This window comes from Xenorhabdus bharatensis (assembly GCF_037996705.1).
In the GTDB taxonomy this organism is placed as follows: Bacteria; Pseudomonadota; Gammaproteobacteria; order Enterobacterales; family Enterobacteriaceae; genus Xenorhabdus; species Xenorhabdus bharatensis.
The window spans coordinates 32,328-47,963 of sequence record NZ_JBBMXG010000016.1; the positions used below are offsets into that span (position 1 = coordinate 32,328).

Here is a 15,636-nt window from a genome sequence, read left to right on the forward strand (position 1 = left end):
GCAATTTCCGCAGGATCGGCAAGGAACCGTATATGAAAAAATCATCAACATTTAACGTTACCGAATTATCTCTGCCTAAAGGTGGTGGCAATATAACGGGTATGGGTGAAGCGATGACACCAGCCGGCCCTGATGGTATGGCAAATATTTCCCTGCCCTTACCTATTTCAGCGGGACGAGGATATGCACCTTCATTGAGTCTGAATTACAGTAGCGGTAATGGTAACGGCTCATTCGGATTAGGATGGAACTGTGCTGTCATGTCTATTCGTCGACGCACCAGCCAAGGCGTTCCAGATTATAACAATACCGATACTTTTCTGGGACCAGACGGTGAAGTATTGGTTGCTGCATTAAATGAAGAACAACAACCGGATATTCGCTCTGCTTCTTCGCTGCAAGGGGTTAAATTAGGGGATACTTACACGGTTACAGGCTATTGCTCCCGACAGGAACAGCAATTTAATCGCTTCGAATATTGGCAACCACAAACCAAACCGCAACAAGATGATTTTTGGCTTATCTATGGTGCTGACGGACAAAAACATTTGCTGGGTAAAAATACCGGAGCAAGAATTTCTAACCATCAACAAAATCATCAAACCGCGCAGTGGTTACTTGAATCTTCCGTTTCAACCCACGGTGAGCAAATTTATTATGAATATCGTTGTGAAAACGATATGGCATGTAGTGCCACAGAGCTTCAATTACATCCAAAATCGAGTGCCCAACGTTATTTGACCGCAGTACATTACGGTAATATTAAGGCCAGTAGTAAATTATTAGGATTGGACTGCAATAAAGAAATATCAACAGATGATTGGTTGTTTCATCTGGTCTTTGATTACGGAGAGCGTTCTTCTCATCTAAAGGATAAACCTGTTTTTGTCTCACCAAAAAATTGGCTATGTCGTAAAGATTGCTTCTCACGTTATGAATATGGCTTTGAAGTACGGACTCGTCGTTTATGCCGCCAAATTCTGATGTATCACAACATTGAGCAACTGGACTCTTCTACCAAGAATAACAACATAGATAAGATAGCGCTTGTTGCACGTTTAGTACTGAAATATGACGAGAAACAGGTTGCCAGCACATTAACGATGATCCAACGTGTCAGTCATGAGATTGAGAAAGACAAATCTGATGTTTTTCAATCCCTGCCACCACTGGAATTAGGCTATCAGCCTTTTGATCTTAAACAACCAACACAATGGCAACCGATGGAAATGCCTGCCAGTTTTTATCCTCATCAACATTGGCAGTTTGTCGATCTTAAGGGTGAAGGTATTCCGGGACTTTTATATCAGGAACACGGCGCTTGGTGGTATCGGGCGCCACAGCGATCCTCTGATAAAAACCAACCTGATACTGTCGTTTGGGGGGATATTCAACCTCTGCCTACCATCCCTTCCCTGCAACAAAATGCCAGTCTGTTTGATATCAATGGTGACGGGCAACTGGACTGGGTAATTACCGGCTCTGGGCTACAGGGCTATTATAGCCAGTGCCCTGATGGAAACTGGACGAATTTCACGCCGATCCATGCTCTGCCGGTAGAATATTTCCATCCAAAGGCACAACTGGCAGATATCATCGGTACCGGATTATCAGACCTTGTAATGATTGGCCCGAAAAGCGTTCGTTTATACGCCAATCAACGTAAAGGGTTTAATTCCGGACAAACCGTAATCCAATCCGAGGGAATTACATTACCAATACCGGGAATGGATGCCCGTCAATTAGTTGCATTCAGTGATATTCTCGGTTCTGGACAGACGCATCTGGTTAAAATCAATGCAAATGGTGTTACCTGCTGGCCAAACTTGGGGCAAGGCCGTTTCGGGCAACCGACCACCCTATCGGGATTTAATCTTCCAGAAAATAATTTTAATCCCGATCACGTTTATCTGGCTGATATCGATGGCAGCGGCACAACAGATTTAATTTATGCTTGTGCTGATCATTTGAAAATTTTCATCAACCAAAGCGGAAATCATTTTGCAGAACCATATCTCTTGCCACTTCCCGAAAATATGTGTTTTGATAACATCAGTCAGCTACAAGTCGCCGATATTCAGGGACTGGGTGTTGCCAGCCTGATATTGAGTCAGGCTTATGGGGGGCAACAGAATGGTACACGGCACTGGCGTTATGACTTTGTCAAACAAAAACCGTGGCTGTTGAATGAAATGAACAATAATATGGGAGCTCATCATACTCTGCATTACCGCAGTTCTGCCCAGTTCTGGCTGGACGAAAAAGCTGATTTAATCGCTACAGGCAAAAAAGCAGTTTGTTTTTTACCCTTTCCGATACATACGTTATGGCAAACTGAAATTACCGATGAAATTTCCGGGAATAAACTCATTAATGAAGTCAGATACAAATATGGGGTCTGGGATGGTCGTGAACGCGAATTCCGTGGTTTTGGCTATGTTGAACAACGTGATACGAACAAACGGGCGCAAGGCAGTGTATCTAACCAGGTGAAAGATAGTGCATCAAAACACGCATTTCCTGCATTGAACAAAAGTTGGTACGCCACAGGGTTACCTGCTGTCGATGATAATTTATCAGATCAATTCTGGCAGGAAGATAAAAAAGCATTTAATTTATTTCACCCGCGTTTTACCGTTTGGGAAAAAAATGATGATCTTGATATTCTTGTCACTCAGCAAAATGACAGTTATTGGCTCAATCGTGCCTTAAAAGGCCAATTATTACGCAGTGAGCTGTATGGATTGGATGAAAGCCGACAAGAATCTATTCCCTACACGGTCAACGAATACCGTTCTCAAGTCCGCCGAATTCACGCAGCTGATAATAAATTTATTTATCAGACCTCCGTATTAGAAAGCCGCCAATATCACTACGAGCGCATCAGCAGTGATCCTCAATGCCACCAGAGTATTACCCTGAAAACGGATAAATATGGTTATCCATTAAAGCAAATCAGCATTCAATATCCACGCAGGCCGCTTTCTGACATAAAACAGGATTACGCCAAAATATTATCATTGCCCGCCAATTTGCTAGAAGACAGCGATGATAAACAACAAAAAGTATTGAGATTGAATCAACAATTATTCAATTGGCACCATTTGGTTAATACTGAAACTCGAGTATTGGGATTACCCTATGAGACACGTCAGGATGCTTTTGTTTATGACGAGAATCAAGCTCCAACCCATGGATTTACCTTAGAAAATGTAACTATTCTCCTGAACTCAAAGAGTTCTTCGTGGGAATATCTGGGTCAACAACGAACCTTCTATACTAAGGGCTGCGGTGAAAAACCGATATCGGAACCTACACCTCAGGCATTAGTTGCTTTTACTGAAACCGCAATATTTACCGAATCGCAACTATCATCCGTTTTCGATAGTAAAATGCCAGAGCAAGAACGTAATGATATTTTAAAAAAAGGAGGATACCAGAAAGGAACTCTCGTCCTCTTTGATACGGAGGAAAAAGATAAGAAAAACCCCCCTAAAATATGGGTGTCTCGTCAAGGCTATACCAACTATGGCAGCACTAAAGAATTCTGGCGCCCAATGACACAACGAGATTCTCTGTTAACAGGTCAATACCAGCTAACATGGGCATCTCATTACTGTGTAGTCACAGAAACCAAAGATGCAGCTGGATCCACCACCCAAGTAAAAGAATATGACTGGCGTTTTTTGTTGCCCGTTCATCTTATTGATATTAACGATAACCATCATTTTATCACGCTGGATACACTTGGACGTTTAACAACCCAGCGTTTCTGGGGAACGGAAAAAGGTGAAACTGTGGGTTATTCTGAACCTCAAAAGGTGTCTTTCCCAACATCAGAACAAATAGCATTCGATTGTGGTGCCACCATCAAAGAATTAGTTACACAATGTAAACCTTTACCTGTTGCCATCTACCAGCGTTACTATCCTTCGAGTTGGATGTTCTCGGAAAAAAATAAAGACGTTGATTCATTGATAAACTCCTCTGATTGGACGGCGTTGGATAAACAAAAAATTTTCACTGATGATGGTTATATCCGCATTCTCGCTTTACTCCACTGGATTGAGAAGCAACCTAATCACACTCTTCTGAAAGAGCAGTTAACACAACTTTCCCGTTTACCACCGCACAGCCTAACATTGACTACTGATCGTTATGATTCTGATGCCGAACAGCAAATTCGCCAGCAGGTGACATTCAGTGATGGCTTCGGACGTGTATTACAATCCTCAATTCGTCATGAAGATGGTAAAGCATGGCAGCGCAGTCATGATGGTAAACTCATTTCTGAATACCAATCAACGAAAAACCGCTGGGCAGTAACCGGACGGACTGAATATGATAATAAAGGGCAGGTGATACGTACTTATCAGCCTTATTATCTGAATGACTGGCGTTATGTCGCTGATGATAGTTCTCGCAAAAACGCTTATGCCGATACTTATTATTATGATCCGATTGGGCGGGAAATATCGGTGAAAACCGCTAAAAATGGGTTGCGTCGGGTACAGTATTATCCGTGGTTTACGGTCAGTGAAGATGAAAATGACACAGCAGACGAAATAGCAACAAAAGCAGTTAAGTAACTTCTCTCTTATTTCCCCTGTCTGGCAGGCAGGGGATCCAATTTAACCCCATTTATTGTTCAGAGTAATTTATCTAATTCTCCAAAATATGAGTATCCGCCCGCCATATCCCGACTAATACTACAATCGTAATCATTCTGTAATCAGAGGGGGAATCCCGACGATGATGTGCTCGTAATCCATTCATGAATATATTCACGATGATGTAACTTCCATTTAGAAAAAATGTGGATACTGCTTAACAGAACATTTTATATACCTTATGAATTTCAGGAGTTAATCAAAACGATGGCCTGAGAAACAACGGGTATGACGTTATGAGGTTTCTGATAATGACGAGTAAGCCGTGGCACAACTATTACATTGATCATAAACACATTGATAATAAAAACGTTGATAATAAAAGCGCCGATTCAAAATATGCAGACTCCAGATATGCTGTATCTACAATTAAGTCTCATCTCAGTTCTCCGGAACATCTGCTTTTTTCGTCCTGTGATCTTGATGAAACAAGATCAATGGTCGGGCGGGTGATGAAGCCCCATCAGCTCAATATGCTGGGTAGCAGCCGAAAACTGAATTCAAGGATGTACTATATACCCTTTGGGGATTTTTCCATCAGCCGTCTGCATTATGGCGCCAATGTTGAAATTACGCCGGGTGCGCTGGATTCTTTTTTTCTTATTCAAATGCCGTTATCAGGCTATGCCTCTATTGAAAGTGGCGGGCAGTGTATTGATTCTACTCCGAATCTGGCCTCCGTCCTCAGCCCGGATCAACATACTGTTATGCGCTGGAATGCTGATAACGATCAGTTTATGGTGAAAATTTCCCGCTCATTACTGGAACGAACCCTTGTCGGGCAGTTGGGGCATCCTTTGGATCAACCATTGATATTTGAACTGGGATTCGAATGGCAACAATGCCAGACATGGCGCTGCCTGATGCTCTATCTGCTCGAATGTAGAGTTCAGGTACCCGATATTCTGCAATACAAGCTCATTACTACTCAGATTGAACAATTGCTTTCTGCCACCCTGCTTTCTGCACATCAGCATAATTACAGCGGTGATCCCGCTAATCACAGAGGTTCTATCCGACCACGGCATGTACGGCGGGTACAGGAATATTTGCAGGCTCACGCCCATGAGCCGATCACTGCTGAACAGTTGGCTCAGGTCGCGGGAGTCAGTCTGCGCAGCCTTTATTCCGGTTTCAGGGAATTTCTGGATATCAGCCCGATGCAGTATTTACGCAATCTGCGTCTGGAACATGTCCGTACAGAATTACTGGCAGGAGAAGCAAGCAACGTTACGGGAGTGGCCCTGCGTTGGGGGTTTGCGCATATGGGGCGATTCAGCGCTGAATATAAAGCGCGTTATGGGGAGACTCCGAGTGAAAGTTTACGTCGCGGATAAATACTGGTATCGGCCCAGAATATAATGACTCCAGGCCATAGAAGGTTACATAATTCGATATTTACTGCGGATATCCCTGATCTGAGATTTAAGTTGTCCACAGCCACCCAGAATTTCCGTACCATCGCTTTTATCTGATATGCACCGAAAGCCGGCTTCAGTAAGTGCTTTCGCAAAAGACGGCATTTCTTCGGACGGATTCAATATAATCCCATTTATGCTACTGACTTCGTTCAGGTATTTCAGCTTAATAATAAAAGTGTCTTTATCCACCAAGTCTTTTAACCGGGCCAAATCTTCCTGTGAGTCGTTAATTCCCTCCAACATCAGGTAATTAACGATAACAGGAACCCCCGTGTTATGGTGATAAGTTGCAAAATATTCAAGCAGATCTTTCGTGCTGAATTTTGCTTTTGACGGGATCAACATATCACGTTGTTCATCCGTGGTTGCATGGAGAGAAACAGAAATAGTATCCAGAGGAAGGTCATAAAGCTTATCTGCGGTATGGCGGATACCAACCGAAGTGAGTGTAACCCGATTAGCCAGTGATTGGCTTTTAAATTCAGTAACCGCTCCACTGATCTCTTTCAGATTCAGCATCGGCTCACCCATACCAGCAAACAGTATTGTATTGAGTTCCTGATTATCTCCCAATGACCCGGAATTTAATAAATGTTCACGACATAATAAGACCTGTTGCACTATTTGTTCTGTCGTCATATTCCCCAATGGTTTCTGCCTGCCGGTTTCGCAGAATACACAGCCAACGGCACAACCATATTGGCTGGAAATACAAAGATAAGGTAAATGTTGTTCGGTATGCTTAAAGAACGTAGATTCAACACTTTTTCTTAAGTCTGAATCACTTGCTGACAGTAAATATTTTTTAGAGCCGTTATCTGACTCCACCACTTCACTAATTCTCATCTTCATACCTTCTCAATCTTTTCAACACGGTAGCGCATGTCAGAGACCCTGCCTATTTTCGTATTGGATAAAGTCAGATCAGATTGCATAACATCCTGATGTCTTAATCGGATCAATGAATAATTTTTTGAATTTCGTTCAGTTAAAGTGTGGAAAAATAACAAACATGACTACCCAATCGTTTTTCGGGATCATCGTTGTCGCGGGAAAAATAAGTTGTTTTGGCTACTATGTTTTGTGTAAAGACCACGGTTTTGTGTAAAGACCACGTTTTGCAAAAGCCACTGTTTTTGTAAGGGCTACTTTGGAATCTTGACATTGATTCTGTGGACTAGTGATACCAAGGCGCACTAACTCAGAAATTTTAGCCTCAGCGACTGCTTGGACTGGATGAAAAGATACAACACATTAATCACAATCAGTATTTCTGTTTTAGCACAACCGAATGCAGCATAATATCATTCAGGTTTTTTCGGAAGGATTTTATGGCAAAAATTCCATTTTTTATCGATAAATAATTCCATCAATATGATTATTAAAGATTTTTATTCCCAAATTACGCTTGTGACGTTAATTTCACTCGAATCTATCGCCCTGCCCTCATCATGAGCAGCAGGGATGAGCCGGCAATCCACTTAATGGCGTGCTGGGGATTTCTGGGTTTGGCGAAAAAGAGATGCTGAGCTGATTTTTAACCTATTTATTTTTGCCATTCATTAAAAACCATTTATTATCAATGCGTTTTTACCTCATATTAAAGGGAGATTTTTATGCATTGGTTAGGATGGATACCCATTGGTCTCTTGTCGGTATATTTATTGTATCAGGGTCTTATATGGCTTTTAGTGGTTTTTATCATGAGATATGGCATAAAAATAATTCCGAAAGATGCCGAAAAAACCTTACAAAAAGAGAATGAAAAACGGGCGCGGGGTGAGCTCCTTCCCTTATCCCATGAAGACTGGGGGATGATGGTCATTGCGCCTCAGGCACTATTTGACGGGAAGAGTTGCACGGATTATTCACCTAAGGATGACACCGACAGTAAATTCGACCTAATCTATGGAGTAAAAAACAGGCAGGATTTAATCCATGAACTATTTAGTTTAATCACCGGGCAGGATGAAGGACATGTTTTATTTCATGAAACAAGGGAGAAAGTGATTGGCTTACCTGAAAAGGAATTTAAAAAAGCTCTGAAAGAAATCAGACGGCGTAACGTCTCTCAGGAGGAGAAAAAGGCATTTATCTGGCAATACAAAGTGATGTATCACAATATCAATGAGGCGCAAAGCCTGAAATATTTCCCGACTGACTATCATACCTTCATCAAACATTGTTTAGCCGGGTGCAGACTGAAATACATCACCGAAGCCGAAGCCAAAGCGTGGGCAAACATGTTAGCCCCGTTTTTTCGTGAGACGTTCAATGGATGGGGTGATGTATGGCACAGCTACGTCATGAATTACTGGTTTTTTATCGGATATGATAAAACATTTAAGCAGATAGAACCGACCTATCGAGCCATTATCAACGTCTTATTAAAAGAAATGTGCAGCCCGATTAATACGATTAAATGGAATGCCCCACTTCCCCCCGTTGAGACATTTTCATTTGCCGAAGCCGTGGCAGGCTTAAACGTGAAAAATCAGAGCGGTAGGATAATGGACGTTGATGAAGTAAATAACATCATCAGAAAACATCTGAATATGGCAGGTTCGTAAATCATCAAAAAGACAGAAAACCAATAACAGGAGCACTGTGCCCCTGTTATTATTTCTGCTGCTCAGGCCAGTCAATATCAGAGACGGCAGTACAGTCTATCGTGCTCCCTGAGAAAATGTGTCTATCCACACCCTTGGCGCGTTTGCTCCTCCCGCCTCGCGCGTGCACAAAAGGGATGTGTTTTTGCGCAGTTGTGCTGAGGCGGGGATCTCTAGCCGGAGCTGGTTTTGCGAGGGATTGGAATGCTAAGAAAAATAGAAAGAATGTTTGCCAAGATCGACGCCAATCAATGCGATGGTATTCATTAAATTCTCACCAAAGCAGGTAAAATCAAGACAAGAGGCTTAAATGATGTCACACTCATTTGCAGGTTGAATGAGCTATGGTCTTTCGTCGGTAACAAAAAAACAGCAGGTTATGACTCCTCGCAACGCGAGGAATCAAACGGGGTTCTATAATTTTGGAAAACTATTTACTACTACAGTCATAACTACTATTTTCTGATAACTATACTTCTACAAAGTGTAATACCGTATATCTTGGTATTGCGTTAGCACCATCATAAATAGGTAACTTACCCTGTTGCAATATGCGACTGAGACCTTCTGTGGAAATCTGATAAATAAACCAATTCTTCTCAGAGTAGTCTTCTTTAGTTGTCAGCACATATAAATATGTCTTCTCTCCTTCGACAAAGGTACTGAGGAAAGTATTTATTAAATTATCTATAATCATACTATCAGGGTAAAGAGTAAATTTTCCTTGTGCCACTACAGGGCCGGGGCCATTTATGGAAATCTGCCTAATAAACCAATTATTATCAAAATCCCGCCCAAAGGTATATGTCTGCCCCTTTTCAACAAAAAAACATGGAAAATCTATCGCGTAAGGCCAATGTCCCCTTTTCAATGCCTTACCTAAACCATTTACTGGTGAAATTGGGTAAACAGCCCATTCATAAGACTCATCATAATTATTAATATTTTTCATTGATAGAGAAAACAAATATGCTTGATTCCCTTCGCCGAAAGGAGATGAGGAATTTGAGTTTGTAATTATGACACTGTTAGTTGCAGAATTAACTGAATTTCCTGCCCAATCGATAATAGTATAGAAAATATCATATTCACCGGGAGGTATAGTATAAAAAGGTATTTTTATTTGATACTTAGGGTCATTAATATTGTCACTTGTAATATCTAACTCTTGTGAGTGTATATATTCATTAAGATAAACAATAATTTTATCCTGACAATGAACTCTCTCATACTTTTCTATTTCCACCAATAAAATTGGTTTATTTTGTTTTGCTTCATCAATGATGTCATTGTGTTTTTGTGGTAAATAAGGGGCTGCATGCTGGTTGTTTTTTGTCGTCATGAAATCACCTTTTCAACGTGTGGTTTTTATTACTCCATTCAAATAAAAATTATGCTAAAAACCAAATTATAACGTATCCAAATATAAAAAATATAACTTTATCAGTATACCAAATACTTTTAATAACACATTGTAAATAAATTAACACTCCCTTGGGTGTTATTTACACTTTAATATCAAAAAAACAGTATTACCGATAAAATAAATAACCACAATGCCTTTAATAAAAAAGAAATTAGCTGCTAAAGTGAGCAATTAGTTAGTGTTTTTACTCGTATCTTTGTCGGTTAATTATCAGATTTTATTATTATCCATAAATTAGAAAATGTGACTATACGAGATATAGTAATGACCTCAAAATAAAAATCGTTTTATCACATTCATGATCAGTTAAAATATTTCTTTTTTAAGATTTATATTACTAAAAGATTTTTCTGAAAAAAATTATCGTGACACACTATTCGAGAAAAGTGCGCCACGCCACCTAAAAATCAAATTAAACCAATGGGCTATCTAAATCACCATGTCATCCTTAAACCAATTTTCCCACTCAGCTCGTAACTATCTGCAAAGTTTTTCAGGCTGGTATTGACTGAAGTCTGACTATAGGCAAAATATCTACCATTACCCCAACTGTAGGAACCACCTGCTCCCGCTTCACCCCAAGTACGTTCATTGCCGCCATGGAAGGAAACATTCGCAACATCAACTACATCATTACGTCCCAGAAGTTCCTGTCGAAGGTTGAAAAGCCCGTAGAGATTTGACGCTTTTTCATCCTGATTCTGCTCATCGTACCACTTTTGACTGTAGTCTATCGTCGCGCCCACACGCAGTTTCATATTATTGCTTTGATCAAAGCGGATTTTTGTACCAAACCTGTCATCAAAATCTTTCATATCAATAGAAGAATAAACCAGCTGAGTCTGTGGGGTGAGTGACCATGTCGGGGTTAAATCAATCCGACGCCCTGACTCCAGACTCAATGCATATCCGAAAGCCGATTTCTTATTTCCCAAGTATTGGCCTGCCGTTTTTGAATTAAGGTCACTGTTAAAATAACTAAATTGAGCCAATCCATCCAAATAAAACCCATTATTGTCATGCCATGTACTGGTAGTACCCAGCGTGTAACCATTTGCATGGATATTGCCGTCACCGTGCACAGAGCCTGCATCAGCATTAATATTCGCATATTGCAGAAAAATACCGCCATTCACTGTACCCAGCCCATCGTTATAAAGACGTTTATCTACCCCAACCTGAGCACGGGTCATATTATAAGTGATACTGCCAGTTCCAGCGGTAGTGATACGGGATGATAGCTTACCGTGAGACGCTGTTATCTGCCCCCATACCCCAGAGGGGATATTGTCTGTACTATTTTCATCCACATCATCCACAGTAGTGCTGAAGCTATTCATGCTACGCAGCCTATCTTCACCGCTATAGAGTCGGTTATGCAAGGATTCAGGAGCGTTCAGCGTCTGCAAAACCCGACCATAAATTTCGTAAATACTGACACCTGCCTGATAAAGATGCGTTGGCTCTAGTTTAGGGCTTGGAGTGGTCAGAGATGAGCGCAAATACCAATTGCCATCCGAATTATCAAGGCCATTCTTATAAAGACGATAGGCATAGGCTCCGGCCACGATAGCTGGATCTCCTTTGTAACTATAGGCACCAGACAAAGTGAACGTGCCGTCTGATTTTCCTTCTACATCAATAATTTTTATGCCTTCACTCGTCGGTGCACCATTTCCTCCAGCATTTTTGATCTCGAGATAAGTTGAACCCGATGTGTTGCCCTTTACCAAAAATTTATCAGTCTTTGAGTTATCTCCGCCCAATATAGTTGATAAAGTTACAGTACCGTTATTTCCCGTGTAATCACCCGTAATGGTTAGTGCTCGCCCAACGGTTTTATTATCTCCGCCAACTAATACTCTGCCACTGTTATTCAAAGCGGAAATTGTCGCACTAAATCCACCGGTATCAAGCTTACCTTGTCGTCCAATGGTATAAAGCGAAGCTGGGCTGAAAGCCCCCTCTTTGCCCTGACGGAATGTCCCTCTCCGTACCTCTGCCATTCCTGTGTGGTTATTAGCACTAGTCAGAGTAAGGGTTCCTGTACCATTTTGAACAAGTTTTCCTGTACCTGTGATATCTCCGCCAAACGTTATATCATCTGAACGGTTAAAGATAAGGGTACCTTCACTTCCTATGGCAACATTGCCAGCAATACTGCCTTTGGTGCTGCCATCACCTATCTGAAGAACACCGCGGGTTATTTTTGTACCCCCGTTGTAATCATTCTCACCCTTCAAAATCAGCTTACCGTAATCCGTTGTCTCAAGCGTGGCCGAACCCGTTAAGTTTGATTCAATCGTCGCAACCATATCAGTTGCTGATTTTTTCCCCGTTCCAACGCGAATTTTAGCGCTGTTTTTGGGATCATTTTTTAAAGTTAATGGATGACCATTGATAGTGTAGCCGCTGGTGCTAAATTGCATGCCATTAACCGTGACATTGCCACCACTATCATCGACTCGTACCGTCCCTGCGGTGCCGGAAAAAATGGCAAACTGGTCGCTATTACTCCAGCTGGTATTACGTTCACCTGTCAGTTTACCTTCTTTTAATGTCCAATTATCTGGTCCACCGACCTGCCAAATGCCATTACCCCCATCAATTACACCATTATCGTGTTTGCTGGCATTATCGCCATCCCAATAGTTCAGGCGTATACCCCCAGTGTTAATGAGATAGACTTTATTATTTCTGTGCGTGAGAGAGAGTGAACCCGGTTTTCCACCCGTAAGTAGCGTCATACCATAATCAGGTAGCTTACTGTCATAGTTTAATTTGCCGCCATAATTGAATATATCGTATTCACCGACAGAGAAACCGCCAAGATCTGTGACGTCAAGCGTCCCGGCCAGTGTCAGATTACCCTTAACATCAAATAATGTGGGTACAGATATGTTTTCTGCCCCAAGTGATATATCTACATTTGCGCCGTTGCTGAAAATAAGATCGTTACCAAATGTCAAAGTATTATCTTGGTGACCGATAAGGCGCCCTCCGTTTTCAATCGTTGCCGTACTCCCTATGGCACCAATGGTGCCAACACCTGCGACAGTACCCTCACTTTGAACCCTGAGCATAGATGTGTTTAACTGACCGTCAACGACTAAAGTGCCTGTTTCAACATGGGTTGAACCGGTAAAGTTAACTGAATCTGCACTGAACGTAGTGAGCCCCGTGCCTATCTTCTTGATAAGACCACTGCCAGAAATCACACCGTCAAAGCGATTTGTACCCTTGAGATTAAGCGCCAGTGTGCCTTCAGATTTGACATCTACAAGGCGGGTCTGGGGCATATTAGTCCAGGAATCAAACTGTAATGTACCGGCTTTGACCGATGTTACTCCGGTATACGTATTCTGGCCGTTCAGGATTGTGGTACCACGGGTACCAGTTTGTGCCACACTGCCACTACCCGATATGGCATTGGAATAAGTCATTTTGTTGTTGCTATGGTTAAACGCTAGCATGCCACTATTGAAAATATTGCTCTGGGTTAAATTTCCCACTGAACCCCCATTTCCGAGCTGCAACGTGGCCCCCTGACCAATGGTGGTCTGGCCCGAGTAGGTACTGTCACCGGTTAAAACCGCCTTGCCTCCCATGATGTCCAGCGTTCCCGTGCCGTTTATCTCACCATCAAGTGTCACCGTACTGTCATCTGCCCCAGCAACGATAACGGCTCCTTGATTCTCAATTCCGGCGAGCGAAAGTTTGCCAATTGTGGTGCCATCGCCAAACCACAGTTTACCGGATGTCACGGTGATCGGTTTACCCGTAGCGACATTGCCGGTCAGTATCAGATCTCCTGAACCTTGCTGGCGAAGGGAACCCACTCCTTCAATATGACGGTCAAACATCACTTTATCTGAACGATCGAAGGCCAGTATTCCTTTTTGCCCGATTATCACCTTGGCAGTATTATCAATGCTCCCTGTTCTCCCATTATGACCCAGTTGCAAAGTGCCTGATTCGATATTTGTCTCACCAGTATAGATATTTGAACCTGTCAAAATGGTTGTACCACTACCCGTTTGGTGAACAGTGCCTTTTCCTCTTATAGCGTGGTTATAAGCTGATTTATCGCTGGGATTGAAATAAAGGTGTCCTTCATTATCAATGTCATTAGAGACACTCCCTGTGTTATGTCCGTCTCCTAGGCGTAATGTATTTCCTGATAATATCTTGACTATTCCGACATTCATATTATGAGTAAATGTAAAGTCAAGGTTTTCCACTGTAGAGCCGTTATTTCCAATAGTCACAACTGAATCTTTCAATTTAGTAACATTGCCATTCAGAATGGCCTTCGATCCAGTAACATTGCCATTCAGAATGGCCTTCGATCCAGACACATAGAGAATGGCGCTTCCAAGCTCTACATTACCGTTAATCGTGCCTGCATTATGAATGCCATCAGTAATAGTCCCATTATTAAGTATAGAAAAATGATCACCCTGTATTACGCCCGCATCTGAATTCGTAATGGTATCAACAGTGCCTTTATTGTCGATATGAATTCCATTTCGTTTTCCATGTATTCTGGACTCGTTAGTAATTTGATTTATTCTGGATGATTTTGGGAGGAGGCCTGATATATCTTGTCCAGATACCTGAATGGCATCCTGAACAGCCATAATGCCTTTACTTACCGAGAAATTATTGAGGTTTCCGAGGTGTCCACCACCTTGGATTAGGATACCATGATTGGGACCACACACTGTTCCATAATTATTAATATTGCTGATATTTCCACCATTATTTGAGACTTCTATCGTCGCACCAGCAGAACCTACAATATCCGCAAGGGATTTCAACGTTCCATAATTATCAAGAGTGGTCAGTGTTGCTGTATTAACAGTAATCCCATCAATCGATCCCATTTCATGATTCGTGATTTTACCTACTCGCCCATATTTATTGTCAGTATATCGTCCTGAGGCTTGATAAATAGCGATTGAATTTATGGCATCTGTATCAACTATAGATTTAATAATGCCATAATTATCTAGCTTTTCTATTTCACCAGAAACCCATATAGCTGTGCTACCTCCACTCATAGTTCCATTGTTAAGCAATTCACCAACAGAACCTGTTGCAGTTACTGTGACTCCCTTTGCTCCTAGTAACTCGCCATTATTGTTAATGTTATCGACTGAAATTAGTGAAGCCTGATTACTGTCATTACCGATATTGACGGCACTGTATTTCAGGGCATAGTTACCCGAATCATATGATGGCTCTGTAGGGACTTTAATAGATACTCTCTTCTTGATAGTAAGATTTTCTCCATTTGATAAATTGCATGGTTCTGTTTGAGTATCGTGAATAGTCGTTGTCGTATTCGGAGTGCCACATGGTGAGGCAGCAGTTGCATCAGTGCTCACCCCAGGAAAAAATAAAGCCACTCTAAGTGCAATCGGCAATACCGCCTGTTTGTATCTCTTCATAAGTAAAACCCTTAAATAACTCTTAATAAGTTTAAAAAAGGACTAACTGTCTGATAT

Annotated in this window: 6 protein-coding genes; 3 read left to right on the forward strand and 3 right to left on the reverse strand. The window is 41.7% G+C overall.

What is annotated here, in order from left to right; translation table 11 throughout:
* Window positions 1-32: 32 nt before the first annotated feature.
* Both AAC855_RS15170 and AAC855_RS15175 read left to right on the forward strand, forming a co-directional pair.
* Window positions 33-4,589: a SpvB/TcaC N-terminal domain-containing protein gene (locus AAC855_RS15170; protein ID WP_340610698.1), complete on the forward strand. Its 4,557-nt coding sequence runs from the start codon at window positions 33-35 to the stop codon at window positions 4,587-4,589.
* Window positions 4,590-4,921: 332 nt separating this feature from the next.
* Window positions 4,922-6,007: an AraC family transcriptional regulator gene (locus AAC855_RS15175; RefSeq protein ID WP_340610700.1), complete on the forward strand. Its 1,086-nt coding sequence runs from the start codon at window positions 4,922-4,924 to the stop codon at window positions 6,005-6,007.
* 45 nt (window positions 6,008-6,052) lie between these two features.
* Here the strand turns inward: AAC855_RS15175 and AAC855_RS15180 are convergent, their stop codons facing one another.
* Window positions 6,053-6,937, reverse strand: coding sequence for a radical SAM protein (locus AAC855_RS15180; protein WP_340610702.1), 885 nt, complete (start codon window positions 6,935-6,937; stop codon window positions 6,053-6,055).
* 857 nt (window positions 6,938-7,794) lie between these two features.
* Between AAC855_RS15180 and AAC855_RS15185 the strand changes: the two genes are divergently transcribed.
* Window positions 7,795-8,661, forward strand: a complete 867-nt coding sequence (locus tag AAC855_RS15185) for a DUF1266 domain-containing protein (protein ID WP_340610704.1) — start codon at window positions 7,795-7,797, stop codon at window positions 8,659-8,661.
* 508 nt (window positions 8,662-9,169) lie between these two features.
* Here the strand turns inward: AAC855_RS15185 and AAC855_RS15190 are convergent.
* Both AAC855_RS15190 and AAC855_RS15195 read right to left on the reverse strand, forming a co-directional pair.
* Window positions 9,170-10,042 (reverse strand): hypothetical protein, encoded by an 873-nt coding sequence (locus AAC855_RS15190; RefSeq protein WP_340610705.1) that lies wholly within the window; start codon window positions 10,040-10,042, stop codon window positions 9,170-9,172.
* A gap of 518 nt (window positions 10,043-10,560) precedes the next feature.
* Window positions 10,561-15,579 carry an autotransporter outer membrane beta-barrel domain-containing protein gene (locus AAC855_RS15195; RefSeq protein ID WP_340610706.1) on the reverse strand — a complete coding sequence of 1,673 codons (5,019 nt, stop codon included), beginning with the start codon at window positions 15,577-15,579 and terminating at the stop codon, window positions 10,561-10,563.
* Window positions 15,580-15,636 lie beyond the last annotated feature (57 nt).

What these genes read in the sequence shown, in the direction of transcription:
- AAC855_RS15170 (WP_340610698.1), top strand. Translation starts at nt 33, where the DNA reads ATGAAAAAATCATCAACATTTAACGTTACCGAATTATCTCTGCCTAAA.
- AAC855_RS15175 (WP_340610700.1), top strand. Translation starts at nt 4,922, where the DNA reads ATGACGAGTAAGCCGTGGCACAACTATTACATTGATCATAAACACATT.
- AAC855_RS15180 (WP_340610702.1), bottom strand. Translation starts at nt 6,937, where the DNA reads ATGAGAATTAGTGAAGTGGTGGAGTCAGATAACGGCTCTAAAAAATAT.
- AAC855_RS15185 (WP_340610704.1), top strand. Translation starts at nt 7,795, where the DNA reads ATGAGATATGGCATAAAAATAATTCCGAAAGATGCCGAAAAAACCTTA.
- AAC855_RS15190 (WP_340610705.1), bottom strand. Translation starts at nt 10,042, where the DNA reads ATGACGACAAAAAACAACCAGCATGCAGCCCCTTATTTACCACAAAAA.
- AAC855_RS15195 (WP_340610706.1), bottom strand. Translation starts at nt 15,579, where the DNA reads ATGAAGAGATACAAACAGGCGGTATTGCCGATTGCACTTAGAGTGGCT.